This is a genomic window from Streptomyces sp. G5(2025) (genome assembly GCF_049542075.1).
Classification (GTDB): Bacteria; Actinomycetota; Actinomycetes; order Streptomycetales; family Streptomycetaceae; genus Streptomyces.
Genome location: NZ_JBMUZT010000006.1, coordinates 444,784 through 468,898 on the forward strand (window position 1 = coordinate 444,784; position 24,115 = coordinate 468,898).

Below are 24,115 nucleotides of genomic sequence, written 5' to 3' on the forward strand. Positions count from 1 at the left end.
GCGGTGCCGTGCGGCGCGGTGCGGTGCCGTGCGGCGCGGTCTCAGACGCGCTCGGCGTCCACCGTCGTCAGCCGGTCGTACGCCGCCGGATCGCGCCTCTTGATCCGCAGCGCGAGCGCCGCGCCCATTCCGAACAGCACGGGCAGCGGAAGGATCAGCGCGGCGTTCACGCCCACCGAGGCTCCGGTGAGGAGATGGAGGTTGGCGCAGACCAGGACGATCAGGAGCACGAGTCCCCCGCAGGCGAGCACAGGCGCGGCGACGACCCGCCAGCGCGGTATGGCTCGCCGGTCGTGGCGGAAGAAGCCGTACACGGCGAGGGCGGCGAGCGCTTGCAGGAACATCACGCCGAGGATGCCGGAGCCGTTGCTCCACAGGAACGTGACGCTGTACGGATCGGCCCCGCTGATCAGCGTCATGACGATCACGGCGAGCGCGATGGCCGACTGCGCGAGGACCGCGGTGGCGGGCGCCCGCGTCTTCGCGGAGACGGTGCCGAGGCGGGCCGGCAGCAGGCCCTCCCTGCCGAGCGCGTAGAAGTAGCGGGCGGCGCCGTTGTGGAAGGCCAGCGTGGCGGCGAAGGCGCTGGTGATGATCAGCATGTGCATGGAGTCGGCTGCCCAGGCCCCGGCGAAGCGTTCGGTGGCGGTGAACACCATGTCGGCGCCGTCCTGGCCGTTCGCGACCGCCTGGGCGCGGTCACCGCCGTACGCGTTGATGATCATCCAGACCGTGAAGCCATAGAAGAGCGCGAGGAACCCCACGGCTACGTAGGTGGCGCGCGGCACGGTCCGTTCCGGCCTGCGGGCTTCTTCCGCGTAGATCGCGGTCGCCTCGAAGCCGACGAAGGCGCCGATGGCGAGGACGAACATGCCGCCGACCCCCGACGCGCCGAGGTGGGTGGGCGAGAGCGATCCGAGGTCGAGGCCCTGGGTGCCGCCGCCGTGCGCCAGGACGCCCGCTTCGAGGACGAGCAGCACCAGGACCTCCAGGGCGAGCGCGACGCCGAGGACTTTGGCGCTCAGGGTGACCTTGAGACAGCCGAGCACCCCGATGGCGACGAGCCCCGCCACCGCCCAGCTCCACCACGGCACATGCGTCCCGGTCAGGTTCTCGAAGCCCGACTCCGTGAACCACCCGAAGGCGGCGAGCAACCCCACCTCGATGGCGTTGTACGAGAAGAGCGCGACGTACGCGGCACCCGCTCCCATGGGGCGGCCGAGGCCTCTGCCGACGTAGGCGTAGAAGGCACCGGCATTGCGCACGAACCGGCTCATCGCGGTGAAGCCCGCGGCGAAGACGATCAGCAGCAGTCCCGAGAGCAGATAGCCGAGCGGGGCCGCACGGCCCGCCATGCCGATGGCCAGCGGGGCGACGCCCGCCATGACCGTCAGCGGCGCGGCGGCCGCCACCACGAAGAAGACCAGGTCGCCAGTGCCGACAGCACCCCCACTGAGGCCACGGGAGGAGGGAGCGGGAGCCGGAAGCGGAGGCGGTACGGAGGAGAGGGGTGCGGTCACGCGCGTACTCCTGGGGTCGGAAACGCCGACGGGCCAAGAGCGGAATCGCGGGACGACCACACCCCTTGGCCCGAGCTGGCAGGACCGTACTCCGCGGGGGAAGCGTCTGGGAAGAGGTCACGAAGGGGTGGCTCCCGGGGGGCCAGGGCGAGGCGGGCGGCGGCGCTCCGCAGGAGTTCGTGCCGTCGCCGCCATCGCGTGCACCTTCCGCTGGGCGGGAACTTCTCGGTCCGACTGCTAGTTTCTACTCTGTTGTAGAAACTGGTGAGGCCACGGACGCGTACGAGACGGCCGCGGCCCGCGCCGACACCCCTGACAGCTCGACATATCGATACACCGCTACGTTTATTGGAGTTCTCCATGGCCCTGTGGGACCGCGTCAAGGAATCCGCATCGACGATGCAGACCCAGCTGATGGCGAAGAAGAACGATCTCAAGAGCGGCGCGTTCCGCGACGCGAGCATGGCGATGTGCGCCCTGGTCGCGGCCGCCGACGGGACCGTGGACCCTGCCGAGCGGCAGCGCGTGGCCCAGCTCATCGGCACGAACGAGGTGTTGCAGAACTTCCCGGCGGACGACCTGCGCAGCCGCTTCGACGCCTCCGTGGACAAGCTGACCGCCGACTTCGCGTTCGGCAAGGTGAGCGTCCTCCAGGAGGTCGCCAAGGCCAGGAAGAAGCCGGCGGAGGCCCGTGCGGTCATCCAGATCGGCATCGTCATCGGTGGCGCCGACGGTGACTTCGACAAGGACGAGCAGGCCGTCGTCCGCGAGGCCTGCTTCGCGCTCGACCTGCCGCCCCACGAGTTCGACCTCTAGCACGCCGTCGGCGGACCGGCCTTTCCGGCCGGTCCGCCGAGCCCAGCGCCGAGGGACCCCGCAAGGACGGACCAGAGCGGCGTGGCAGCTCAAAGCGGCGTGGCCGCGCGCAGGATGAGGACCATCGTGACCGCGGAGTTCGCCGACGACATCGCCGACACCACGGTGCCGAACGCCGCGCACCACAGGGCGAGCCCCACCGCCGTGAACAGGGAGGGCCGGGTGCGGGCCGCGGGCGCCGGGGCGAGCAGCGCGGCGACACGGCGCGGGACCGGTCCCGGCGCGGCGAGCCCCGCGAAGGTCGGGGCGGGCACACCTCGCGAGACGAGGGCCGCCTTGCCGATCGCGCGGGCGACGACCCGGCGGTCCCGGACGGCCCGCGCCGCCGCCTCGTCGGCCCACCGCTCCGCGGTGAAGGCGACGGAGGTGCGCAGCGGCCGCAGGAACGGGTTGGCGCGGGCCGCCAACTGCGTGACCAGCAGGTGCCGGTGATGCCGCGCGGTCAGATGGGCCCGCTCGTGCGCGAACAGCGCGCGCCGCTCAGGCGCCGCGAGCCGGTCCAGCATGCCGGTGGTGACGACGACCCGGCCGCCGCCCCGCGTGGGCAGGGCGTAGGCGTACGACGCCTCGTCGCGGAGTACGGCGACGGACGTGCCGGGCAGCTTCGCGAGAGCCCGGCGCCCCCGGCGGCGTACACGCGCGTGCCGCCACAAGGTGCGCGCCCCGGCGGCGCACACGGCGAGCAGCGCGGGGATCGCGGCCTTCCCCGCGACCTCGTCGTAGGGGACGGCGGCCCGGACCTCGGGGTCGGACCAGCCGTCCGGCAGGGGGTTTCCCGGCAGTTGGGCGGTGCCGACGACCATGAGGAGCGCCAGGCAGAGCGTGCTGCACACGGCCATCACCCCGGCGACGGCGGTGAGCACGCGCGTGGCGGTACGCGGGTGGAGGTGCTGCTCGGCGAGGCGGGCGACGGGCCAGGCGGTCAGCGGCAGCACGAGGGGCAGGAAGACGAAGACACCCATCAGGCAAGAGCTCCCTCGGGCGTCAGTCGTCCGACGCGGCGCCGGCCCGACCGAGCAGCTCGCGCAGGAGCTGCTCGTCGTCGGGCGTCAGCGTCGTGACGAAGCTGGCGAGGACGGCCTCGCGGTCGCTCTCGCCGTCGAGCACCTTGCGCATGCGGAACGCCGCGAGCCCCGCCTCGTCGGAGGCCGGGGTCCACGCGAACGACCGGCCCGCGCGCTCGCGGGTCACCACGTCCTTGGCGAGGAGGCGGGTCAGGATCGTCATCACGGTCGTGTACGCGAGGTCGCCGCCGATCCGCTCCTGCACCCAGCCTGCGCTGACCGGGCCGTGGGCGGCGTGCAGCGCGGCGAGCACCTGTTGCTCCAGCTCACCCTGCGCGCGGCGGCGCAGCCGTGGCCGGCGCTCCTCGCGGTCGTCGTGCTGCTCCATGCCCGGGCTCCCTCCGGCCTCCTGGTGCTCCGCGGCGGTCGGGAGCGCCACATCGTAACGGGCCCGACCCGCCCCACCGTCTTCTACATTCCTGTAGATTCTACGGAACCGGCATGAACCCGAACTTCAGGAGGACATCGTGGGAGTTTCGCTGGCCAAGGGCGGCAACGTCTCGCTCAGCAAGGAGGCCCCCGGCCTCACCGCCGTGCTGGTCGGCCTGGGCTGGGACGTGCGCACCACGACGGGCACGGACTACGACCTGGACGCCAGCGCGCTGCTCTGCGACGACTCCGGCAAGGTCGTCTCCGACCAGCACTTCGTCTTCTACAACAACCTCACGAGCCCGGACGGTTCGGTCGAGCACACCGGCGACAACCTCACCGGTGAGGGCGAGGGCGACGACGAGGCCGTGAAGGTGAACCTCGCGGAGGTCCCCGCCGAGATCAAGAAGATCGTCTTTCCGGTGTCGATCCACGACGCGGAGAACCGCGGCCAGAGTTTCGGCCAGGTCCGCAACGCCTTCATCCGCGTCGTGAACCAGGCGGACGGCGTCGAGATCGCGCGCTACGACCTCTCCGAGGACGCCTCGACGGAGACCGCCATGGTCTTCGGTGAGCTCTACCGGCACGGCACGGAGTGGAAATTCCGCGCGGTCGGTCAGGGTTATGCCAGTGGACTGCGGGGCATCGCGTCGGACTTCGGCGTGAACGTCTGACCGCGGTCCCTGACGGCACTCGGCCGGGACCCTTGAGGAGGCAGGTCATGTACGGCGACCAGGAGACGGTGCGCAAGATCCTGACGGAGCTGGGCGACACCTGGGCCGTCGTGGGCCTGTCCGCCAACCGCGACCGGGCGGCGTACGGCGTCGCGGCCGTCCTCCAGCGCTTCGGCAAGCGTGTCGTGCCGATCCACCCCAAGGCGGAGACGGTCCACGGCGAGCAGGGCTATCCGTCCCTGTCCGCCGTGCCGTTCAAGGTCGATGTCGTCGACGTGTTCGTCAACAGCGGCCTGGCGGGCCAGGTCGCCGACGAGGCCGTGGCGGCCGGGGCCGCCGCGGTGTGGTTCCAGCTCGGCGTGGTCGACGAGGCGGCGTACGAGCGCACGCGCGCGGCGGGCCTGGACATGGTCATGGACCGCTGCCCGGCCATCGAGATCCCGCTGCTCGATTAGGTGCCGGGTCCCGCGCCGCCCTGGTTCAGAACGGCTTCGCGGGTTCAGAACGGCTTCGCGGGCCAGTCGAGCAGGCGTGCGCCGATCACCGCCGTCTGCAGGGTGTAGCGGTGCACGGGGTCCGACGGGTTGGCGCCCGTGAGCCGGTGGATGCGTTCCAGGCGGTAGGTCAGGGCGCGCACACTCAGCGCGAGCCGGCGGGCGGCCTCCGCCGCGACGCAGCCCGAGTCGAAGTAGGCGGCGAGCGTGTCGATGAGCGGCTGCGCGCCGCCACGGGCCTGGCTCAGCGGGCCGAGCGTGTTCACCACCAGATCGGCCATGGCCTGCCGGTCGCGGGTCAGAACGGGGTAGACGAGCAGGTCGGCGGCGCGCAGTACGGGCTCGTCGAGCTCCAGGCGCTCGGCGAGGTCCAGGGCGTTCAGCGCTTCCTCGTACGACTGGACGACGCCGCCCGGGCCGGGCTGCGGGCGGCCGATGGCGACGCGTCCGCCGTCGGTGGCGGCGTACGCCTGCTTGGCGAAGAACGTCAGCACCTCGTCCTGGTCGCCCGGGGCGATGCACACCAGGCGGCCGTCCTTGGTGGTCAGCAGGATGCTGCGGTCGCCGAACCGGCCGATCAGGGCACGTTCGACCTCGCGGGGCACGGCGTGCCCTTCCTCATAGCCGCTCGCGCCCTCGGCGACGGCGACCGCGTGCTCGTAGGACAGGCGCAGCCCGAAGCGTTCCGCGCGTTCGGCGAGCAGGCCGAGGTCGCTGCGGCCGTAGAGCAGATCGTCGATGAACTCCCGCCGGGCCGCCTCCTCTTGGCGTACGGCGAGGCGCTGCGCGCGTTCGTACCCCTCGGCGAAGGCGTCCACGGCCTGCTCCGCGGCGGCCAGCACGCTGTCGGCGGAGACCGTCCGTGAGGCGGGCCAGTGCGCGCGGGTGGCCGTCAGGTGCGCGCCGACCAGGGCCCGCAGACCGTGGCCCGCCTCGGCCGCCCGCTCCCCCAGCGCGCGCCGGGAGTCCAGCTCCTCGCGCGTCAGCCGCCGTCCCGTCGAGGAGGCGGCGGCGAGGATGTGGGCATAGCCGTCGAGATACTCCTCCGGTATGTCCTGCTCCGCCATGCCCGCCCGCCCCTGTTGCCTCGATGAGTCGTTGCCGCGTTTACGTTGATGCCTTTTTAACGCATGACGGGTTGACGGGCGGCAGCCGACCCCGGACCTCCTCACCGCCGCCCGATGTACTCGCTCCCGAGAACCATCCACAGGCCGGGCCCCTGGCCGGTGCGCGGAGGCTGTCGGTGAGCGGGCCGGGGACGGTGACGGCCGCCCGCGTCATCGACGGTTACCAGAAATGCTGAGTCTGTGAGGGATGTCGAGTCTCTGAGGGCCGCCGGAACAATCGGCGCCCCCGCGCGGTTGGACAGGGCATGCCTCTGACTGGAGATTACGAGCCCGGTACGTGGGACTGGGCGAGCAAGCAGGCCGAGCTGTACGAGCGCTCCGGCGGCACCGAGGGCACGACGTTGATGGACAAGCCCGTCATCGTGCTGACGTCGCTCGGCGCCAAGAGCGGGAAGCTGCGCAAGAACCCCCTGATGCGCGTCGAGCACGAAGGGGAGTACGCGGTGGTGGCCTCCAAGGGAGGCGACCCGGCGAACCCGTCCTGGTACCACAACCTCGTGGCGCACCCACTCGTGGAGTTGCAGGACGGTCCGGTGAAGAAGGACTATCGCGCGCGGATCGTCACGGGCGACGAGCGGCAGCTCTGGTGGGAGCGGGCGGTCGCGGTGTGGCCGGCCTACGGCGACTACCAGAAGAAGACGACCCGCGAGATCCCGCTCTTCGTCCTGACGCCCGTCGAGGCGTGAGCCGCCCGAGCGGCACTTCGTCCTGACGGCCGTCGAGGGCTGAGCCGCCCGAGCCCGCGCAGTTGGAACGTGACGCGGCCGCGAGCCCGTTGCGCCCTTGCGGCGTGACACGACCGGGGAGCCCTCGCGTCACACTTCCTTTTCGCGCCGACGCGCGCGGTAGGCCCGGAGGTTCGCCGCGTTGCCGCGGGTCTTCACGTCATGCCAGACGCCGCTGTCGTAGCGGGAGCGGTCGTAGAAGGCGACCCGGCAGAGCGGGTTGCGGCAGGCCTTGAGATGGCGGGCGGTGTCGGACCGCTGCTCTTCGTACAACGAACACGGCGAGGGCCAGCGCGACGAGGTGGCGCCAGCCGGTGCCGTGCGGTCCCAGGCGTACGACGCCGTCTTCGCCGAGCCGCAGCGCGGCCTCGCCGGAGCACGCGACCACCGGGCCGGGGGGCTGCGCGTTCCCCTTTCCCCGTGTGCGGCCATCCCGCCGAGCGCCTCGTGGAACGGGTCGAGATGCGCGAGTGCCGCTACGCCGGCAACTCAGCGGGCTCATCGCCCGGCTGCTCCCGGTGTGATGTGGTCACGACGGGTCTCCTTCTCCCACCAGCTCTTCGACGACGCTCTTGTCCAGGGCGGCGCGTACGAGCGCCGCCGCCAGGGCCGCGGGGTCGCTGTCCCCGGCGAGGCGCACCAGTTCGTCCGGGTCGTCGGGCAGGCCGAGCCGCCGCGCGCCCTGCAGGGCCTTGTCACCGAGGCGCGGTGCCGCCCGCGGCCATACCCGCTGCACCTCGCGCAGGAAGATGTCGGCGCCCATGGGCCCGAGGCCGGGCACCTTCTGGAGTTGCCTGCTCAGTTCCGCGTCGTCGTCGCCCGCCGCGTCCCGCAGACGGCGCAGATCGCCGCCGTGATCCCGCAGGACCAGCTCGGCGCCCTCCCCGAGCTGCGTGGAGGTCCGCTCGTCGTAACGCCGGTAGCCGCCCCGGCCCAGCGCGTCGACGCGGGCCTGCCACGACGCGTCGGCCATGCGCCGCGCATCGCGCATCCCGGCGTCGAAGAGCTCCCTGGCCGCGGCCACCGCCACGGTGCTGCGGATGCGGGCGCTCAGCAGGACGGACAGGACGAGCAGCTGGTACAGCGGCTGCGGCGTGTCCCGCAGCCGGATGCCGGCGTCCTCGGCGTAGGTGCTGCCGTGGGCGTCGAGCAGCGCCCGCACGACGGACGGGGCGCGGCTGCGTCGGTCGGCCATGGTTCTCCTCACGGTCGGGATCTCCTGCGCGGTCGGGGTCCCCCTGCCCATGATGGCCGACGTGTGCACCTCTGGCCTGCGGGTACACAGCCGCTCTGACCCCAGCAGAAGGAGCAAACGTGGCTGCACGCCAGAAGAATGTGTTCGTGATCGGTCTGGACGAGGCCAACCTGCCCACCCTGCACGCCGTCCCGCACGCACAGGACTACCGCTTCCACCCGCTGCTCTCGATCGAGGAGCTTCAGGGCGGCGAGGTCTCCGTACCGGAGCTCATGGAGAAGGCGCGGAAGATACTCGACGCGTTCGACGGCAGCATCGACGCGATCGTCGGCTACTGGGACTTCCCGGTCAGCACGATGGTCGCGATGCTGGGCGACCTGTACGGCACCCGGAGCACCAGCCTGGAGTCGGTCGTCAAGTGCGAGCACAAGTACTGGAGCCGCCTGGAGCAGCAGAAGGTGATCGAGGAGCATCCGCGCTTCGGCCGGGTCGACCTGGAGGCGGACACCCCGAAGCCGCCGGAGGGCGTGCGCTTCCCGATGTGGCTCAAGCCCGCCCTGTCGTATTCCTCCAAGCTCGCCTACAGCGTGAAGGACGAGGAGGAGTTCGACGCGGCCGTGGCCAAGATCAAGGAGGGGATCGGCCTGGTCGGCCGGCCCTTCGAGCACATCATGGAGCAGATCGAGCTGCCCGAGGAGATGGCGGGCGTCGGCGCGCAGGTCTGTCTCGCCGAGGAGGCGCTCTCCGGCATCCAGGTCGCCGTCGAGGGCTACGTCCACCGGGGTGAGGTCACCGTCTACGGCGTCCTGGACTCCATCAACTACCCGGACTCCTCGTGCTTCCTTCGCCACCAGTACCCGTCCACGCTGCCGGAGCCGGTGGTGCGGCGCCTGCACGACGTGTCGGAGCGGGTGATGCGGCAGATCGGCATGGACGACGCGACCTTCAGCATCGAGTACTTCTACGACCCCGGTACGGACGAGCTGAACCTGCTGGAGATCAACCCCCGGCACTCGCAGGCGCACGCCGAGCTCTTCGAGTACGTCGACGGCGTCCCGAACCACCACTGCATGGTCAGCCTCGCCTTCGGCGAGGACCCGAAGCTCCCCCACCGCGAGGGGCCCTGCGCGACGGCCGCCAAGTGGTACTACCGGTGGTTCGCCGACGGCGTGGTGCACAACGTGCCGACGCGCGAGGAGCTCGACCGCGTCGAGCGCGAGATCGGCGACGTCCGGATCGAGGTGCTGGTCGAGGAGGGCCAGCGGCTGTCCGACGCCGGTCACCAGGACAGCTACAGCTACGAGCTGGCCCACTTCGCCATCGGGGGTGACGACGAGGAGGACGTGCGGCGCAAGTACGACCGCTGCGTGGCCGCGCTCGGCCTGACCTTCGACGAGACGGAGCCCGGCGGCCGCGACGTCACCAACGACTAGCACGGCCGACGCGCCGCAGGCGGCACAAGCGACACAGGCACGGAAGAACCGACCGAGAGGATGGCACGGCCCCATGCGTTACGTGGGCAATCTCCCGTACGCGACGAAAGAGGAAGAACACGTCCTCATCCCGATGTCCGACGGCGTCCGGCTGTCGGCGCGCGTCTGGCGCCCCGCGTCCTCGGACGACGCGCCGGTACCGGCCGTCCTTGAGTACATCCCGTACCGCAAGCGCGATCTGAGTTCGGTGCGTGACTCGATCCACCACCCCTACATCGCGGGCCACGGCTACGCGTGTGTCCGCGTGGACGTGCGCGGCACCGGCGAGTCCGAGGGCGTCCTGCGGGACGAGTACCTGGAACTGGAGCAGACCGACGCCGAGGAAGTGCTCGCCTGGCTGGCGGAGCAGCCCTGGTGCGACGGCTCCACCGGCATGATGGGCATCTCCTGGGGGGCGTTCGCCGCGCTCCAGGTCGCCGCGCGGCGGCCGCCGAGCCTGAAGGCGATCGTCATCTCGTCGTTCACGGACGACCGGTACGCCGACGACATGCATTACATGGGTGGCGCGATGCTGTCGGACAACCTCGCCGAGGCGGGGACCATGTTCGCGTACGCCACCTGTCCCCCCGATCCGGCCGTGGTCGGTGACCGCTGGCGCGAGATGTGGCACGAGCGCCTTGACAACGCGCGTCCCTGGGTCCTGGAGTGGCTGCGCCACCAGCGGCGCGACGACTACTGGAAGCACGCCTCGGTCTGTGAGAACTACCAGGACGTACGCTGTCCCGTCCTCGCCTCCAGCGGCTGGGCGGACGGCTACTCGAACGCCGTGACCCGGCTGCTCGGCCATCTCGACGTGCCGCGCAAGGGGCTGATCGGCCCCTGGTCGCACAAGTATCCGCACCTGGGCGAGCCGGGCCCCGCCATCGGCTACCTCCAGGAAGTGGTGCGCTGGTGGGATCACTGGCTCAAGGGTGAGGACAACGGCGTCATGGAGGGCCCGATGCTGCGGGCCTGGATGCAGGACAGCGTGCCGCCCTCGACGGCGTACGAGGAGCGTCCTGGCCGCTGGGTCGGCGAGCCGGACTGGCCCTCGCCGCACATCGAGGAGGTCAGCCGTCCGCTGACGCGTCACCGCATCGCCTGGGAGGGGGAGGCGGTCGAGAAGGACGGCTCCGGTGAGGCCATGACCGTGCAGTCCCCGCTGTCGGTCGGCCAGTTCGCCGGCAAGTGGGCCTCCTACAACGCGCCGCCCGACCTGCCCTACGACCAGCGCGAGGAGGACGGCGGTTCGCTGGTCTTCGACTCCCCGCAGCTGACCGAGCCGGTGGAGATCCTCGGCTCCCCCATCGTCGACCTGGACCTGTCGGTCAGCGAACCGGTGGCCACGGTCGCCGCCCGGATCTCCGACGTGGCCCCCGACGGACGGGCCACCCGGGTGACGTACGGCGTGCTCAACCTGACCCGCAGGGACGGCACGGGCGAGCCCGAGCCCCTGGAGCCGGGCCGCCGCTACCGCGCGACGCTCCAGCTCAACGGCGTGGCCCAGTGCTTCCCGCCCGGCCACCGCATCCGGCTGTCGCTGTCGACGTCGTACTGGCCGCTCGCCTGGCCCCCGCCCCGGCCCGTCCTGCTCAGCGTGTACGAGGGCACCAGCGCGCTGCGGCTGCCGGTACGGCCGGTATCCGAGCCGGACAACGCGCCGCTGCGTCCCTTCGGCGAGCCCGAGGGCACCGAGCCCCTGGCCACCACCCGGCTGTCGCAGCCGGACCAGCGCTGGGAGGTCAGGCGGGACCTGATCGGCTACAACTCCGCGCTGGAGATCGTCAAGGACCGCGGGACCGTGCGGTACGAGGACATCGGGCTCGACGTCGGCTGCCGCGCCTTCGAGCGGTACACGTCCACGGGCGAGGACTTCACGTCGGTGACGGGCGAATCGGCCTGGACCATGCGCTTCGCGCGGGACGACTGGGATGTGAGCGTGCGCACCCGCACGGTGCTGCGGTGCGACGGGGACGACTTCCTCGTCGACGCCACGCTCGACGGCTATGAGGGGGAGCGCCGCGTCTTCTCCCGTACGTGGAACGAGACGGTGCCCAGGGACTGGCTCTAGGCGGACACCGGGGTCAGGTCGTCCTTGCGGGCGCGACGCACCGCCGGGGCGATCGAGGCCGTGCTCTCCCCGCTCTCCCCGCGCGGCTTCGGGGGCAAGTCCGAAGCCGAGGCCGCACGCGCCGGCCGACTGCCCCAGCTCGGCGCACGCGAGGAGGAGGACCGCCGTCGGGGCGAACACGCCCGCGACCCAGACCTCCGGCCGACCGGGACATTGACGGTCCCACCCAGCGACGCCGCTCACCCCGCGGGCGCGCTATGCACCTTTTGCGTAGCCTGTGGGCAAGATCCGCGGTCCCCGCCCCACCGGATTGACGCGGTGAGGCGGGGGAACCCGCACGATCAACGAACGCCGAGCATGGGAACAGGGAGCCGCCATGGCTGTCACACCTCGTACGGGACCGCTGCCGGGCCGACCGGAGTCCTACTGGATGGACAGCACCGGGCCGACGTCCTACCCGCCGCTGGCCGAGGACATCGAGGTGGACGTCGCCGTGGTGGGCGGCGGCATCGCCGGGCTCAGCACGGCCTGGGAGGTGGCCCGCACCGGGCGGACGGTCGCGGTCCTCGAAGCCGACCGCATCGCCGCCGGGGTGACCGGCTACACCACCGCCAAGCTGTCCGCCCTGCACACCCTCGTGTACGAGCGGCTGCGCAGCACGCGCGGGGCGGAGGCCGCCCAGCTGTACGCCCGCTCCCAGCAGGAGGCGGTGGAGCATGTCGCGGACGTCTGCGCGGACGTCGGCATCGACTGCCGACTGGAGCGCGTGCCCGCCTACACCTACACCGTCCGCCCCGAGGACACCGACAAGCTGCGGGCGGAGGCAGCGGCGGCCCGTGAGGCGGGCCTGCCCGCCGAGTACACCGAGGTCACCGGCCTGCCCTTCGACGTGGCGGGCGCGGTGCGGGTGGAGGACCAGGCGCAGTTCCATCCGCGCGCCTATCTCCTCGCGCTCGCCGCCGACCTGCTCGCGCAGGGCGGGGTCATCCACGAGCGGACCCGGGTGACCGGCCTGCGCGAAGGCTCGCCGTGCCGGGTGACCGCCGAGTCCGGGCACACGGTGACCGCGAAGGCCGTCGTCGTCGCCACGCACTACCCCGTCTTCGACCGCGCCCTGCTCTTCGCCCGGCTGTCGGCCCAGCGTGAACTCGTCGTCGCCGCGCCGCTGGCCCCCGGGCAGGACCCCGGCGGCATGTACATCACGCAGGAGGAGGGCAAGCGGTCGGTGCGCACCGCGCCGTACGGCGACGACGGCGGGCGGCTGCTGATCGTGACGGGCGAGGGCTTCACGCCGGGCACGGGGGACGCGGCCGCCGGGTTCCGGGCGCTCGACGCGTGGATGCGGGAGCGCTTCGACGTCGGGGAGACGGCCTACCGCTGGGCGGCCCAGGACAACTCCGTGACCGACGGCGTCCCGATGGTGGGGCCCTTCCACCCCGGCGCCCGGCACACCTATGTGGCCACCGGGTTCGGCGGCTGGGGCATGAGCGGCGGCGTGATGGCCGGCGCCCTGCTCGCCCGGCTGATCCAGGGCGAGAAGTCTTCCTGGGCCGAGCTGTACGACCCGCGGCGGCTGCTGACCACCGTCCGGGAGGTGCCCTCGCTGCTGAGCCAACAGGCCGAGGTCGCCAAGCACTTCGTCGGTGACCGGCTGCGCAGTCACGTCGATTCGGTGGACGAGATCCCCGCGGGCTCGGGCGCCGTGGTCCGGGTCGAGGGCCGCCGCTGCGCGGTGCACCGCGACGAGGACGGCGTACTCCATGCCGTCTCCGCCCGCTGCACCCACATGGGCTGCCTGGTCGCGTTCAACGAGGCGGAGACCACGTGGGAGTGCCCCTGCCACGGCTCCCGCTTCGGCACGGACGGCGAGGTCCTCCAGGGGCCCGCGACCCGTCCGCTGGAGCGTCGGGAACTGCCGGGGTCGTGAGGACAACGCCCCGCCCCGGCAATGCGACTGCCGGGGCGGGGCGTTGCACCAGGGGTGGGGCGTTACCACCGAGGGTGGGGCGAGGGCCGATCACAGGCCCGAGTAGTACTCACGGAGATTCTCGGCGGTGAGCGCCTCGACCTCCGCGGCGTCGGAATTGACGTGTTCGGTGATCATGCCCTGGAACTCGGCCGGGTGGACGCGGTCGAAGATTTCCGCGGGAACGTTGGAGACCCTGTACAGGGTGTGCTCGGGTTCCGCGGGAACGATGTAACTCACGACCTCGTCGTCGGGACGGCCCTCGACTTGTGCGGCGATGACCTCGCCGCGCGCGTCCTTGATGACGAGCAGGTTCCTTGTGGCCATGGCTATACATTCCCTCCGCCCGAGAGGCTGAACCAGCCTCCGAGCCAGCCAGGAGACGGGGTGTTCTGCACGAGGCAGAAATACGTGTACTCCGAGCCACCGTTGCGGTATTCGTGTCGCCTCTGGAATCTGCCCACTTCGAACTGCATGATTCCGGAGGGTGTCGGAAAGGTGTCGAACGGCAGGGGGTCCGCCATGATCCACTGGGCCTTGCGGTCCGTGCCTACCGTGCCGAATTTGATGAAGACCCACGTACTGGCACCATTGGCCAGCCAGTAGTGACCCACATTGACGAACGCCATGACGTGCCTTCCATTACGCGCCCAACGGGCTCTGCGAAAACGGGTGTCGGCAAGTGTGCCCTCGCCCGGATCGACGTCGGCTGCTACCACCGGCGCCATGACAGGTCAGCGGTTTCGAACTCATTTCCAGGATGAACTCGCTTGCGCTTAGCGGCAACTTGACGGTCGCGCACGCCGGAGGAAAGAACGGGACCCAACCGGCGAGTAACTGCCGCTGGTGTGCGGCACGTTGACGTGTCTGTCGGCAGGCCCGGCCCCAAGACCCGTCACAAAGGCCAACTCGCGCCCTTCTGTTCCCCCCTCCCCTCTCGTAACGTCGGCACGGCTTGTCCTGGCCATGACGAAGAAGAGGGTGCCCATGCGCAGACGCCTGCTTCATCTGGTCCTCGCCCCGCTCGTGGGCGTCGTCCTCCTGGCAACCGCACCGGCGGGCGCGGCGCCGCCAGGGCCGGGTGACGTGTACCGCCCCGTCCGCGGGCCCGCCGCACCGGCCGAGTACCGCTACCTCCAGAAGACCGTGCCGGGCGAGCCGATCCCCCGGCACGCCCACGAGAACGCCGCCGCGCAGGCACGCGAACTGCCCACCACGGGCGGGCGGTGGAAGGCGCTCGGCCCCACCAACATCGGCGGCCGGATCGTGTCGCTCGCCCTGGACCCGAAGCGGGCCGACACTCTGTACGCCGCCGCGGCCAGCGGCGGGATCTGGCGCAGCACGGACGCGGGCCGCACCTTCGCCTCCGCCTGGCCCGACAGCTGGACCCAGGCCATGGGCGCGGTCGCCACCGGCCCGGACGGCGCCCTGTACGCAGGCACCGGTGAGCCCAACCCCGGCGGCGGCAGCATCACCTACGAAGGGACGGGCCTGTACCGCAGCGCCGACGGCGGCAGGCACTGGCGGCGGATCGGACTGCGGGACTCCGGGGCCATCAGCGCGATCACCGTGGACCCCCGCGACCCGCGCCGCATCTACGTGGCCGCCGCCGGGTCGCTCTACAACGGCGGCGGTGACCGCGGCGTCTACCGCTCGGAGAACGGCGGCAAGACGTGGCGGCGGATTCTGACCGGTGCCAACGAGTTCACCGGCGCGACCGAGATCGTCGTCCGGGGCAAGCGGCTGTACGCCGTGCTGTGGGACCACCGCCGCACGCCGGAGCTGCGCACCTACGGCGGCGTGGGCTCCGGGATCTTCCGCAGTGACGACGACGGGAAGAGCTGGCGGCGGCTCGGTGGCGGACTGCCCGAACAGGGGCCGGACGTGGGGCGTATCGGCCTCGCGGTCGCGGGTGAGAAGGCGTACGCGGTCGTCAACAGGACCGGCGGCTCCTTCGAGGGCTTCTACGCCTCCACCGACGGCGGTGACCACTGGCGGCGCACCCCCGCCGACCAGCGGCTGACCGACTCGCAGTCGTCGTTCGGCTGGTGGTTCGGGAAGGTGTGGACCGACCCGAAGAACGCAAACCACGTGCATGTGGCGGGTGTTCCTCTGATGACCACGAAGGACGGCGGCGCCACCTGGAGCGCCGACGACACGAGCATCCACGTCGACCAGCACGCGATGGTGTGGGACCCGCGCAGGCCCGGCCGCGTCTACCTCGGCAACGACGGCGGCGTCTACCGCTCCGACGCGAACGGCGACGGCGGCTGGACCAAGGCCCGCCACGAGCCGTACACGCAGCTCTACAGCGCGGCCCTCACCCCGCAGGACACCGGGCGCATCTCGGGCGGCTCCCAGGACAACGGCTCGCTGCGCTCCTGGGGCGGGCCCCGCTTCAACGAATACCTCGGCGGCGACGGCGAGGAGAACCTCATCAACCCCACGGACGTGAACAACGTCTTCGCCTGCTACCAGTACGGCAACTGCTTCCGCTCCACGGACGGCGGCGACACCCTCACCTACTTCGCGGACAAGACGACGTTCAAGCGCCGCAACTGGTTCACGCCCGTGGTCTTCGACCCGAAGGACCCGCGCGTCCTCTACTACGGCTCGGAGGTGGTCAACCGCTCCACCGACGGCGGCGTGACCTGGCGGCCCATCAGCCCCGACCTGTCCGGCGGCCCCGGCCCCGACCCGCTCTACACCAACTACGGCACGATCACCTCGATCGCGCCCGCGGGCGACGGCCGCACACTCTACGCGGGCACCGACGACGGCCGGCTGTGGGTCACCAAGGATCTCGGCGCGCACTGGAAGAAGCTGGCTGAGGGCCGCTCGTGGGTGACCCGCGTGGTGGTCGACCCGCGCGATCCCGACCGCGTGTACACCACCCACTCCGCCTACCGCTCCGGGTCCAACACAGCGCATGTCTACGGCAGTTCGGACGGCGGCAAGAGCTGGCGGAACCTGTCCGGCAACCTCCCGGACGCGCCCGTCAACGATCTCGTACTCGGGCACGGCGGGCGGCTGCACATCGGCACCGACCAGGGCGTGTTCACCTCCCGTTCCGGCAAGCCCGTGTGGTCGCGCCTCGGCCGGGGCATGCCCGCGGTCCCCGTGGACGACATCGAGTACGACGCCGGACACCGGCGCCTGCTGGCGGCCACGTTCGGCAGGGGGTTCTACGAACTGGCTACGAACTGACCACCCGCTGAGGGCGGTTCACGGGCTCCTCGTGGTGGATCGGCGTCCGTGAACCGGTGAGCGGCAGGCCCGTGCCGCCCTGTCTGGCCGCGACGATCTCCGCCGCGATGGACAGGGCGGTCTCCTCGGGCGTGCGGGCGCCGAGGTCGAGGCCGATCGGCGAGCGCAGCCGCGCTCGTTCCTCGGCGGTGACGCCGACGTCGCGGAGCCTGCGGTCGCGGTCCTCGTGGGTGCGGCGCGACCCCATCGCGCCGACGAACGCGACGGGCAGCCGCAGCGCCGCCGCGAGGAGCGGCACGTCGAACTTGGCGTCGTGGGTGAGCACGCACAGCACCGTGCGCTCGTCGGTCGCGGTCCGCTCCAGGTAGCGGTGCGGCCACTCGACGACGATGTCGTCCGCCTCGGGGAAGCGCAGCGGCGTCGCGAAGACGGGGCGGGCGTCGCAGACCGTGACGTGGTAGCCGAGGAACTTTCCCGCGCGGACCAGGGCCGCCGCGAAGTCGACGGCCCCGAACACGATCATGCGGGGCGGCGGCACGCTCGACTCGACCAGGAAGGTCAGTTCGCTCCCGCAGCGTGAGCCGCTCTCCGAGACGACGAACTCGCCGGTGCGGCCGGCCGCCAGCAGGGCGCGGGCCTCCCCCACCGCCGTGCGGTCCAGCTCCGGGTGTCCGCCGAGGCTTCCCTCGTACGTCCCGTCGGGGCGGACCACGAGCGCCTTGCCGAGGAGGTCGGCGGGGCCCCGCGTGATCCGGGCCAAGGCGGCTTGCTCACCGCGGGCGGCGGCCGACAGGGCGGTGGCGAGCACCGCCCTGTGCGGCGCGTCCCCGGTCACCGGGGTGACGAGCACCTCGATGACGCCGCCGCAGGTGAGGCCGACCGCGAAGGCGTCCTCGTCGCTGTAGCCGAACCGTTCGGCGGTGGTCGTGCCGTCCTGGAGGGCCTGGACGCACAGGTCGTACACCGCGCCCTCCACGCAGCCGCCGGAGACCGAGCCGATGGCCGTGCCCTCGCTGTCGACGGCGAGGGCGGCGCCGGGACCGCGCGGTGCGCTGCCGCCGACGTTCATGACGGTGGCGACTGCGAAGTCTCGGCCTTCCTCGACCCATTGGTGCAGGTCGGCGGCGATGTCAAGCACCGCTGCCGCCCGCCTCCGTTGCAGCCGTCTCGGGCAGGCCGTCCTCGATCACGCGGTCGGGGCGGATCGGCAGGTTCCGGTGGCGGACACCGGTCGCGTGCCAGACCGCGTTGGCGATCGCCGCGGCGGCGCCGACGATGCCGATCTCACCGATGCCCTTGATCCCCACGGGGTCCTCGGGGTCGGGGTCGTCGACCCAGTCCGCCTCGATGTGCGGCACGTCGGCGTGCGCGGCGACGTGGTAGCCCGCGAGGTCGGGGCCGACGTGGGCGCCCGAGGCCCGGTCCCTGACCGCCTCCTCGTGCAGTGCCATGGACAGGCCCCAGGTCATGCCGCCGACCAACTGGCTGCGCGCGGTGAGGGGGTTGATGATGCGGCCGGCGGCGAAGATGCCGAGCATGCGCCGTACGCGGACCTCGCCGGTGGCCACGTCCACCGCGACCTCGGCGAACTGCGCGCCGTAGGAGTGACGTTCCTTCTGCGAGAGCGTGCCGAGGAGGGCGCTGGTGTCGGAGCGCGCGGTGATGCCCTCCGCCGGGATGTCGCCGCCGGGGACCAGCTTCTCGCGCAGTTCGCGCGCCGCCGCCGTGACCGCCCAGCCCCAGGAGCGGGTGCCCATGGAGCCGCCCGCGATCATGGCGGGGCCGAAGTCGCTGTCGGCGATGTGGACCTTGACGCGCTCCGGCGCCACCTCCAGGGCGTCGGCGGCGATCAGCGTGAGCGCGGTCCGCGCGCCGGTGCCGACGTCCGCCGCGGTGATGCGCACGGTGAACGTCCCGTCGGCCTGGGCCGTCACGGCCGCCGTGGCCGGGCCGACGAGCACCGGGAAGGTGGCGGCGGCCGTGCCGGTGCCGATCAGCCAGCGGCCCTCGCGGCGTGTGCGGGGGCGCGGGTCGCGGTCGGCCCAGCCGAACCTGCGGGCGCCCTCGTCGAAGCAGGCGGTGAGGTTGCGGCTGCTGAACGGCAGCCCGGAGACGGGTCCCACCGCGGGTTCGTTGCGGGCCCGCAGCGCGATGGGGTCCATGCCGCACTTCTCGGCGAGTTCGTCGAGCGCGGACTCCAGCGCGAACGACCCGGGGGCCTCGCCGGGCGCGCGCATGTAGGTCGGCGTCGGCACGTCCAGGCGTACGACGCGGTTGACGCTGCGGTGTGCGTCGGCGGCGTACATCGGACGGCCGAAACCGGCGCTGGCCTCGACGAACTCATGGATGATCGACGTCAGGCTCTGGCCCTGGTGGTCGAAGGCCCGCAGCCGTCCGTCGGGCTGTGCGCCGAGCCGCACGCGCTGCGTGGTGGGGCTGCGGTAGCCGACGAGGGAGAACATCTGACGTCGGGTCAGCACGACGCGGACGGGCCGGTCGAGGACGGTCGCCGCCATCGCGGCGCAGACCTGGTGGACCCGCAGCCCCTTGGAGCCGAAGGCGCCGCCGACGTGCTCGGAGCGCACCCGCACCGAGGCCGGGTCGAGGGAGAACACTTTCGCCAGTTCGTCGGCGATCCAGGTGCTGCCCTGGTTGGAGTCGACGAGGTCGAGCCTGCCGCCCTCCCACCGCGCGGTCGCCGCGTGCGGCTCCATGGGGCTGTGGTGTTCCTCCGGCGTGGTGTACTCGGCGTCCACGACGTGGGCGGAGGCGGCCAGTTCGGCTTCCAGGTCACCCTTCTCCACCAGCATGCCGTCGGTGTCCGGCGTGTACGTGCCGGGGCGTCCGTGGCAGAACTCTATGTCGTGCGGTTCCTGGTCATAGTGGACGACCAGGGCCTCGGCGGCCTCCCGTGCCTGTTCGGAGGTCTCGGCGACGACGAGCGCCACGGGCCAGCCCGCGAAGGGCACTTGGTCGTGCTGGAAGACCCCGATAAGCGGGTCGGGGCGGCCCAGCATGCCCTGGTAGTCGATGTCGACGCGCGGCGCGTTGCCGTGGTGCAGGACGGTCAGGACGCCGGGCATCGCGAGGACGGGCTCGGCGTCGACGGAGCGGACACGGCCGCGGGCGATCGTGGACAGCGCGAGCCAGCCGTGGGCGAGGTCGGTGAAGGGGATCTCGCCGGCGTAGCGCGCCGTGCCGGTGACCTTGTCGAGGCCGTCGACGCGGGTGTGCGCGGTGCCGACGGAGCCCGTCACCGCGGTGGGTCCGGTCGTCGTGGTCATCGGGCGGCCTCCTCGGTGAGTTCGGTCAGCAGGGCCACGACGAGGTTGCGCAGCAGCGTCACCTTGTACGCGTTGTGGGGCAGCGGCCGCGCGGCGGCCAGTTCGGCGTCCGCGGCGGCGGCGAACGCCTCGGCGTCCGCGGGGCCGCCGGTCAGGACCCGCTCGGCCTCCCGCGCCCGCCACGGCCGGGACGCGACGGCCCCGAAGGCGAGACGCACCTCGCGCACGACACCGTCCCGGACGTCGAGCGCTCCGGCGATGGAGCCGATGGCGAAGGCATAGGAGGCGCGCTCGCGCACCTTGCGGTAGCGGGAGTGGGCGGCGACCGGGGCGGGCGGCAGGACGACGCCGGTGATCAGCGCACCGGCCGGCAGCGCGGTCTCCAGGTGCGGGGTGTCCCCCACCGGGAGGTAGAACTCGGCGAGCGGCAACTGGCCCGGGCCGTCGGCCGATTCGTACGTGACGACGGCGTCGAAGGCGGCGAGCGCCACCGCCATGTCGGAGGGGTGGGTGGCCACGCAGTGCTCGGTGGCGCCGAGGATCGCGTGGTTGTGGTGTTCTCCCTCGACGGCCGAGCAACCGGTGCCGGGGGCGCGCTTGTTGCAGGGCCTGCTCAGGTCGGTGAAGTAGCCGCAGCGGGTGCGCTGGAGGAGGTTGCCGCCGACGGTCGCCATGTTGCGCAGCTGGCCGGAGGCGCCCGCGAGGACGGCCTGCGCCAGCGCGGGGTAGCGGCGGCGCACCTCGGGGTGGGCGGCGAGGTCGCTGTTGGTGACGGTCGCCCCGACGCGCAGGCCGCCGTCGCCGGTGGACTCGATGCCGTCCAGGGGCAGTTCGCGTACGTCGACCAGGCGCGCGGGCCGCTCGACGCCGGTCTTCATCAGGTCGACGAGGTTGGTGCCGCCGCCGAGATACTGGGCCTCGGGGTCGGCGCCGAGCAGGGCGACCGCTGCGGACACGTCGTGGGCGCGCTGGTACGCGAAGTCCCTCATACCGCTTCCTCCTCGGCGCGGGCGGCCTTGGCGACGGCCTGCACGATCGACACGTAGGCACCGCAGCGGCAGAGGTTGCCGCTCATCCGCTCGCGGATCTCCTCCGCGGTGAGTTCGGGCACGCCCGCTTCGGGCCGCACGTCCTCGGTGGCGGCGCTCGGCCAGCCCGCCGCGTGCTCCTCGATCACGGCGAGGGCCGAGCAGATCTGTCCGGGGGTGCAGTAGCCGCACTGGAAGCCGTCGAGGTCGAGGAAGGCCTGCTGCACGGGGTGGAGCCGGTCGCCGTCGGCGACGCCCTCGATGGTGGTGATCTCCCGCCCTTCGGCGGCGACCGCGAGCTGGAGGCAGGAGACGGCGCGGCGGCCGTCGATCAGCACCGTGCAGGCGCCGCACTGGCCCTGGTCGCAGCCCTTCTTGGTGCCGGTGAGGTCGAGCCGCTCGCGCAGTGCGTCGAGCAGGGTGGTGCGGTGGTCGACGGACAGTGTGTGCTTCTCGCCGTTGATGTTGAGGGTGAGGGCACTGGTCGTCGATGGAGCCATGAGCAGCCTTCTTTCGCGAATCGCTCGAACGAGGCGGTCCCGGCGTGAGGTACGGGAGACGGTGGCGCTGTGCAGGAGACGGAGAAGGAGAAGGGCGCCTCGGGGCACGGCTGTCCCCAGCGGCCGGTTCTGGCACTATGGTTGCCCTAAGTGGACGGTTGTCCAGTTGTCCACCAGTCGTCGAACCTAGTGGACACCTGTCCGCTTAGCAAGGCCGTATCTGCGGCGAGGCGCGGAAGGAGAGCGAGTGGGACACCACAAGGACGCGCCCCTGCGCTCGGACGCGCAGCGCAACCGCGAACGCATCCTGGAAGTCGCCCTGATGGAGCTGACGCGAGCGAGCGACGCGCCGTTGAGCGCGATCGCGAAAAAGGCGGGCGTGGGCCAGGGGACGTTCTACCGCAACTTCCCCAACCGCGAGGCGCTCGTCCTGGAGGTCTACCGCTACGAAGTGCAGCAAGTGTGCGACACGGCCTGCCAGTTGCTGCGGAGCCGCGCCCCCGACCAGGCGCTGCGGGAGTGGATGGACCGCCTCGTCCAGTACGCCATGGCCAAGGCGGGCCTGGCCGACGCCATACGCCGGGCGACGAGCGCGCTCGGCAGCCTGTCCGGCGTGGGCCACGGACCGCTGACCCAGGCTGTGGCGTACCTCCTGAAGGCCAACGAGGAAGCGGGCACCATCCGCCCCGGGGTGACCCCCGACGACTTCCTGCTCGCCATCGCCGGCCTCTGGCAGATCGACCCGCACGGCGACTGGCAGCCGCGCGCGGGGCGCCTCATGGACCTCGTCATGGACGGGCTGCGGGCGGGCGCTCCCGGACGCTGAGCACCTCCAGGAGGTGTGCCGCCCCGTCGCGCAGCGAGGCAGGGGCCGAGGCCCGCCCGCGCAGGCGGAGCGCGGTGGCGGTGAGCGACTCGACCGTACGGGCCGACCCGGCGTGAGCGGCACGGTCGGCGAGGTCCACCAAGAGCTCTTCGGCCTCGCGCCAGGCTCCGGCTCCCGCGAGCGCCGCGAAGAGCTCCGCGCCGAACAGGGCCCGGTACGCGGGGCCGCCGGGGGCCGTGGCGGCTGCGCGCAGGAGCGGGATCGCCCGGTCCCAGCGGTGCAGCCGGGCCAGGACCCAGCCCTCATGGCCGAGCAGTTCGGTGCCGTCGAGCCACCACGCCCAGGGCGGGTCGTGGCGCGAGACGCCGTCCAGGAAGCGGCTCCGCGCCCGGCCGATCAGCTCGGCGGCCTCGCGGTGGCCGCCGAGCAGGGCGGTGGCGTGGGCCCGCCGGATGAGGACGAGGGCGTCGATCCTGGGCGGGAGGGGGCGGGGCCCTCGTACGCGCGAAGCGGTCTCCAGGGCGGCACGCGGGCGGCCGGTGTGGGCCTGGAGCATGCTGTGGTTCAGGAGCACGAGGCGCCCCGTCCAGCGGTCGCCGCAGAGGCACGCGAGGGCCAGTGCACGGGCGTTCACCCGGCGGGCGGGGCCGTGCAGACCGGCGTCGAAGAGGAGCCAGCCGACGACCTCGCACAGCTCCGCGAGCGCCGCGAGGAGGTCCCGGTCGTGGCCGCGCAGGCTCGCGGGCTCCACGGACAGCTCGGGCACGCGTCGCACGGCCTCGCGCAGAGCGGGCACCACGGCCCGCGCGCCGTGCGCGGCCTCCAGGGCGAGCAGGCGCCGCTGAACGCTGACGACGCCGCCTATTCCGCGGTCCTCCATCGGTTTTCCGATACCTCCCATTGATTTCCGCATTGGATAGTTATGTCCGATGGGTCTACCGTCGAGTTGTCGCCGTACTGACGATCTGAGCACAGAACGTCAGACTCTCGGACTCGCAGACTCTCGGAGTGAGACCCACCATGTCGAAGATCCTTTTCGTTGTCACCGGCGCCGACCACTGGACGCTGGCCGACGGCAGTCTCCACCCGACCGGCTTCTGGGCCGAGGAGGCCGTGGCCCCCTACGAGGCCTTCAAGGCCGCCGGCCATGAGGTCGTCGTCGCCACGCCGGGCGGCGTGGTCCCCACCGTCGACCAGGGCTCCCTCGCCCCCGAGGCCAACGGCGGCCAGGAGGGTGCCGACAAGGTCGCCGCCTCACTCGCCGCCTTCACCGAGCTCCAGGACCCGATCAAGCTGGAGGACGTGGACCTCGCCGACTACGCCGCCGTCTTCTACCCCGGTGGCCACGGCCCCATGGAGGACCTCGCCGTCAACGCCGACTCCGGCAGGCTCCTCACGCTGGCCCTGGAGATCGGCATGCCGCTGGGCGTGGTCTGCCATGCCCCGGCCGCCCTGCTCGCCGCCACGAAGGACGACGGCTCGAACGCCTTCGCCGGGTACCGCCTGACCGGCTTCACCAACGCCGAGGAGACGCAGGCCGGCCTCGCCGAGCGGGCCAAGTGGCTGCTCCAGGACCGCCTCGTCGAGGCCGGCGTCGACTTCCAGGAAGGCGAGCCCTGGGCCCCGAAGGTGGTCGTCGACCGCAATCTCGTCACGGGTCAGAACCCCGCCTCCTCCGCCCCGCTCGCCGCCGAGCTGCTGAAGAAGCTGGCCTGAG

The 24,115-nt window shown here is 72.0% G+C and carries 23 protein-coding genes; 10 read left to right on the forward strand and 13 right to left on the reverse strand.

From position 1 onward, the window contains the following. Positions 1–41: 41 nt before the first annotated feature. The gene (locus ACOBQB_RS12805) at positions 42–1,520 is read right to left on the reverse strand and encodes an APC family permease (protein WP_423591519.1); all 1,479 of its coding nucleotides are present in this window, start codon (positions 1,518–1,520) and stop codon (positions 42–44) included. 360 nt (positions 1,521–1,880) lie between these two features. Here ACOBQB_RS12805 and ACOBQB_RS12810 point away from each other — a divergent pair, with 360 nt between their 5' ends. After that, on the forward strand, positions 1,881–2,336 hold the full coding sequence (locus ACOBQB_RS12810) for a tellurite resistance TerB family protein (protein ID WP_423591520.1): 456 nt from the start codon (positions 1,881–1,883) through the stop codon (positions 2,334–2,336). Positions 2,337–2,425: 89 nt separating this feature from the next. On the opposite strand, the gene ACOBQB_RS12815 is transcribed toward ACOBQB_RS12810, so the two are convergent. After that, positions 2,426–3,358, reverse strand: coding sequence for a M48 family metalloprotease (locus ACOBQB_RS12815; RefSeq protein WP_423591521.1), 933 nt, complete (start codon positions 3,356–3,358; stop codon positions 2,426–2,428). A gap of 22 nt (positions 3,359–3,380) precedes the next feature. After that, entirely contained in the window at positions 3,381–3,788 is a 408-nt protein-coding gene (locus ACOBQB_RS12820) for a BlaI/MecI/CopY family transcriptional regulator (protein ID WP_423591523.1), read from the reverse strand. Between the two features lie 139 nt (positions 3,789–3,927). Between ACOBQB_RS12820 and ACOBQB_RS12825 the strand changes: the two genes are divergently transcribed. Both ACOBQB_RS12825 and ACOBQB_RS12830 read left to right on the forward strand, forming a co-directional pair. Next, positions 3,928–4,503, forward strand: coding sequence for a TerD family protein (locus ACOBQB_RS12825; protein ID WP_423591525.1), 576 nt, complete (start codon positions 3,928–3,930; stop codon positions 4,501–4,503). 47 nt (positions 4,504–4,550) lie between these two features. Next, positions 4,551–4,958 carry a CoA-binding protein gene (locus ACOBQB_RS12830; protein WP_423591526.1) on the forward strand — a complete coding sequence of 136 codons (408 nt, stop codon included), beginning with the start codon at positions 4,551–4,553 and terminating at the stop codon, positions 4,956–4,958. Between the two features lie 44 nt (positions 4,959–5,002). Here the strand turns inward: ACOBQB_RS12830 and ACOBQB_RS12835 are convergent, their stop codons facing one another. Continuing rightward, on the reverse strand, positions 5,003–6,064 hold the full coding sequence (locus tag ACOBQB_RS12835; RefSeq protein WP_423591528.1) for a PucR family transcriptional regulator: 1,062 nt from the start codon (positions 6,062–6,064) through the stop codon (positions 5,003–5,005). A 305-nt stretch (positions 6,065–6,369) separates the two neighbouring features. Here ACOBQB_RS12835 and ACOBQB_RS12840 point away from each other — a divergent pair, with 305 nt between their 5' ends. Beyond that, on the forward strand, positions 6,370–6,810 hold the full coding sequence (locus ACOBQB_RS12840; RefSeq protein WP_423591530.1) for a nitroreductase family deazaflavin-dependent oxidoreductase: 441 nt from the start codon (positions 6,370–6,372) through the stop codon (positions 6,808–6,810). Positions 6,811–6,939: 129 nt separating this feature from the next. Here the strand turns inward: ACOBQB_RS12840 and ACOBQB_RS12845 are convergent, their stop codons facing one another. Then, the gene (locus ACOBQB_RS12845) at positions 6,940–7,122 is read right to left on the reverse strand and encodes a CGNR zinc finger domain-containing protein (RefSeq protein WP_423591532.1); all 183 of its coding nucleotides are present in this window, start codon (positions 7,120–7,122) and stop codon (positions 6,940–6,942) included. A 256-nt stretch (positions 7,123–7,378) separates the two neighbouring features. Continuing rightward, entirely contained in the window at positions 7,379–8,044 is a 666-nt protein-coding gene (locus tag ACOBQB_RS12850) for an endonuclease (RefSeq protein WP_423591533.1), read from the reverse strand. A 119-nt stretch (positions 8,045–8,163) separates the two neighbouring features. Here ACOBQB_RS12850 and ACOBQB_RS12855 point away from each other — a divergent pair, with 119 nt between their 5' ends. From ACOBQB_RS12855 to ACOBQB_RS12865, 3 genes are all read left to right on the forward strand, one after another. Further along, on the forward strand, positions 8,164–9,477 hold the full coding sequence (locus tag ACOBQB_RS12855; protein ID WP_423591535.1) for an ATP-grasp domain-containing protein: 1,314 nt from the start codon (positions 8,164–8,166) through the stop codon (positions 9,475–9,477). Between the two features lie 73 nt (positions 9,478–9,550). Then, positions 9,551–11,587: a CocE/NonD family hydrolase gene (locus ACOBQB_RS12860; protein ID WP_423591537.1), complete on the forward strand. Its 2,037-nt coding sequence runs from the start codon at positions 9,551–9,553 to the stop codon at positions 11,585–11,587. Positions 11,588–11,963: 376 nt separating this feature from the next. Then, entirely contained in the window at positions 11,964–13,514 is a 1,551-nt protein-coding gene (locus ACOBQB_RS12865) for an FAD-dependent oxidoreductase (RefSeq protein ID WP_423591539.1), read from the forward strand. A 90-nt stretch (positions 13,515–13,604) separates the two neighbouring features. Here the strand turns inward: ACOBQB_RS12865 and ACOBQB_RS12870 are convergent, their stop codons facing one another. Then, complete coding sequence (locus ACOBQB_RS12870) at positions 13,605–13,880, reverse strand: hypothetical protein (protein ID WP_398549480.1); 276 nt, start codon at positions 13,878–13,880, stop codon at positions 13,605–13,607. 2 nt (positions 13,881–13,882) lie between these two features. Continuing rightward, complete coding sequence (locus ACOBQB_RS12875) at positions 13,883–14,182, reverse strand: hypothetical protein (RefSeq protein ID WP_423591541.1); 300 nt, start codon at positions 14,180–14,182, stop codon at positions 13,883–13,885. A 358-nt stretch (positions 14,183–14,540) separates the two neighbouring features. Here ACOBQB_RS12875 and ACOBQB_RS12880 point away from each other — a divergent pair, with 358 nt between their 5' ends. Next, the gene (locus ACOBQB_RS12880) at positions 14,541–16,760 is read left to right on the forward strand and encodes a WD40/YVTN/BNR-like repeat-containing protein (RefSeq protein WP_423591543.1); all 2,220 of its coding nucleotides are present in this window, start codon (positions 14,541–14,543) and stop codon (positions 16,758–16,760) included. Here the strand turns inward: ACOBQB_RS12880 and ACOBQB_RS12885 are convergent. From ACOBQB_RS12885 to ACOBQB_RS12900, 4 genes are read right to left on the reverse strand one after another with little or no spacing between them, the layout of a single operon-like run. After that, positions 16,750–17,898 carry an XdhC family protein gene (locus ACOBQB_RS12885; RefSeq protein WP_423591545.1) on the reverse strand — a complete coding sequence of 383 codons (1,149 nt, stop codon included), beginning with the start codon at positions 17,896–17,898 and terminating at the stop codon, positions 16,750–16,752. The genes ACOBQB_RS12880 and ACOBQB_RS12885 overlap by 11 nt on opposite strands. Continuing rightward, positions 17,891–20,044: a xanthine dehydrogenase family protein molybdopterin-binding subunit gene (locus ACOBQB_RS12890; protein ID WP_423591546.1), complete on the reverse strand. Its 2,154-nt coding sequence runs from the start codon at positions 20,042–20,044 to the stop codon at positions 17,891–17,893. The genes ACOBQB_RS12885 and ACOBQB_RS12890 overlap by 8 nt, the downstream gene beginning before the upstream one ends. Then, the gene (locus tag ACOBQB_RS12895; RefSeq protein ID WP_423591548.1) at positions 20,041–21,033 is read right to left on the reverse strand and encodes an FAD binding domain-containing protein; all 993 of its coding nucleotides are present in this window, start codon (positions 21,031–21,033) and stop codon (positions 20,041–20,043) included. Before ACOBQB_RS12895 ends, ACOBQB_RS12890 begins: the two co-directional genes overlap by 4 nt. Then, a complete protein-coding gene (locus tag ACOBQB_RS12900; protein WP_423591549.1) occupies positions 21,030–21,572 on the reverse strand; it encodes a (2Fe-2S)-binding protein in 543 nt (180 codons plus the stop codon). The genes ACOBQB_RS12895 and ACOBQB_RS12900 overlap by 4 nt, the downstream gene beginning before the upstream one ends. A 247-nt stretch (positions 21,573–21,819) precedes the next feature. On the opposite strand from ACOBQB_RS12900, the gene ACOBQB_RS12905 reads away from it, so the two are divergent. Beyond that, on the forward strand, positions 21,820–22,398 hold the full coding sequence (locus ACOBQB_RS12905) for a TetR/AcrR family transcriptional regulator (RefSeq protein ID WP_423591551.1): 579 nt from the start codon (positions 21,820–21,822) through the stop codon (positions 22,396–22,398). Here the strand turns inward: ACOBQB_RS12905 and ACOBQB_RS12910 are convergent. Beyond that, positions 22,361–23,278, reverse strand: a complete 918-nt coding sequence (locus ACOBQB_RS12910; RefSeq protein WP_423591553.1) for a DNA-binding protein — start codon at positions 23,276–23,278, stop codon at positions 22,361–22,363. The two genes, ACOBQB_RS12905 and ACOBQB_RS12910, sit on opposite strands and share 38 nt — an antisense overlap. Positions 23,279–23,418: 140 nt before the next feature. Here ACOBQB_RS12910 and ACOBQB_RS12915 point away from each other — a divergent pair, with 140 nt between their 5' ends. Next, positions 23,419–24,114, forward strand: a complete 696-nt coding sequence (locus tag ACOBQB_RS12915) for a type 1 glutamine amidotransferase domain-containing protein (protein ID WP_423591555.1) — start codon at positions 23,419–23,421, stop codon at positions 24,112–24,114. The last annotated feature ends 1 nt before the right edge of the window (position 24,115 follow it).

Excerpts from the sequence above, each read along its gene's own strand:
- ACOBQB_RS12810 (WP_423591520.1), top strand. The coding sequence starts at position 1,881 with ATGGCCCTGTGGGACCGCGTCAAGGAATCCGCATCGACGATGCAGACC.
- ACOBQB_RS12815 (WP_423591521.1), bottom strand. The coding sequence starts at position 3,358 with ATGGGTGTCTTCGTCTTCCTGCCCCTCGTGCTGCCGCTGACCGCCTGG.
- ACOBQB_RS12820 (WP_423591523.1), bottom strand. The coding sequence starts at position 3,788 with ATGGAGCAGCACGACGACCGCGAGGAGCGCCGGCCACGGCTGCGCCGC.
- ACOBQB_RS12830 (WP_423591526.1), top strand. The coding sequence starts at position 4,551 with ATGTACGGCGACCAGGAGACGGTGCGCAAGATCCTGACGGAGCTGGGC.
- ACOBQB_RS12835 (WP_423591528.1), bottom strand. The coding sequence starts at position 6,064 with ATGGCGGAGCAGGACATACCGGAGGAGTATCTCGACGGCTATGCCCAC.
- ACOBQB_RS12840 (WP_423591530.1), top strand. The coding sequence starts at position 6,370 with ATGCCTCTGACTGGAGATTACGAGCCCGGTACGTGGGACTGGGCGAGC.
- ACOBQB_RS12850 (WP_423591533.1), bottom strand. The coding sequence starts at position 8,044 with ATGGCCGACCGACGCAGCCGCGCCCCGTCCGTCGTGCGGGCGCTGCTC.
- ACOBQB_RS12860 (WP_423591537.1), top strand. The coding sequence starts at position 9,551 with ATGCGTTACGTGGGCAATCTCCCGTACGCGACGAAAGAGGAAGAACAC.
- ACOBQB_RS12865 (WP_423591539.1), top strand. The coding sequence starts at position 11,964 with ATGGCTGTCACACCTCGTACGGGACCGCTGCCGGGCCGACCGGAGTCC.
- ACOBQB_RS12870 (WP_398549480.1), bottom strand. The coding sequence starts at position 13,880 with ATGGCCACAAGGAACCTGCTCGTCATCAAGGACGCGCGCGGCGAGGTC.
- ACOBQB_RS12875 (WP_423591541.1), bottom strand. The coding sequence starts at position 14,182 with ATGGCGTTCGTCAATGTGGGTCACTACTGGCTGGCCAATGGTGCCAGT.
- ACOBQB_RS12880 (WP_423591543.1), top strand. The coding sequence starts at position 14,541 with ATGCGCAGACGCCTGCTTCATCTGGTCCTCGCCCCGCTCGTGGGCGTC.
- ACOBQB_RS12890 (WP_423591546.1), bottom strand. The coding sequence starts at position 20,044 with ATGACCACGACGACCGGACCCACCGCGGTGACGGGCTCCGTCGGCACC.
- ACOBQB_RS12895 (WP_423591548.1), bottom strand. The coding sequence starts at position 21,033 with ATGAGGGACTTCGCGTACCAGCGCGCCCACGACGTGTCCGCAGCGGTC.
- ACOBQB_RS12900 (WP_423591549.1), bottom strand. The coding sequence starts at position 21,572 with ATGGCTCCATCGACGACCAGTGCCCTCACCCTCAACATCAACGGCGAG.
- ACOBQB_RS12910 (WP_423591553.1), bottom strand. The coding sequence starts at position 23,278 with ATGGAGGACCGCGGAATAGGCGGCGTCGTCAGCGTTCAGCGGCGCCTG.
- ACOBQB_RS12915 (WP_423591555.1), top strand. The coding sequence starts at position 23,419 with ATGTCGAAGATCCTTTTCGTTGTCACCGGCGCCGACCACTGGACGCTG.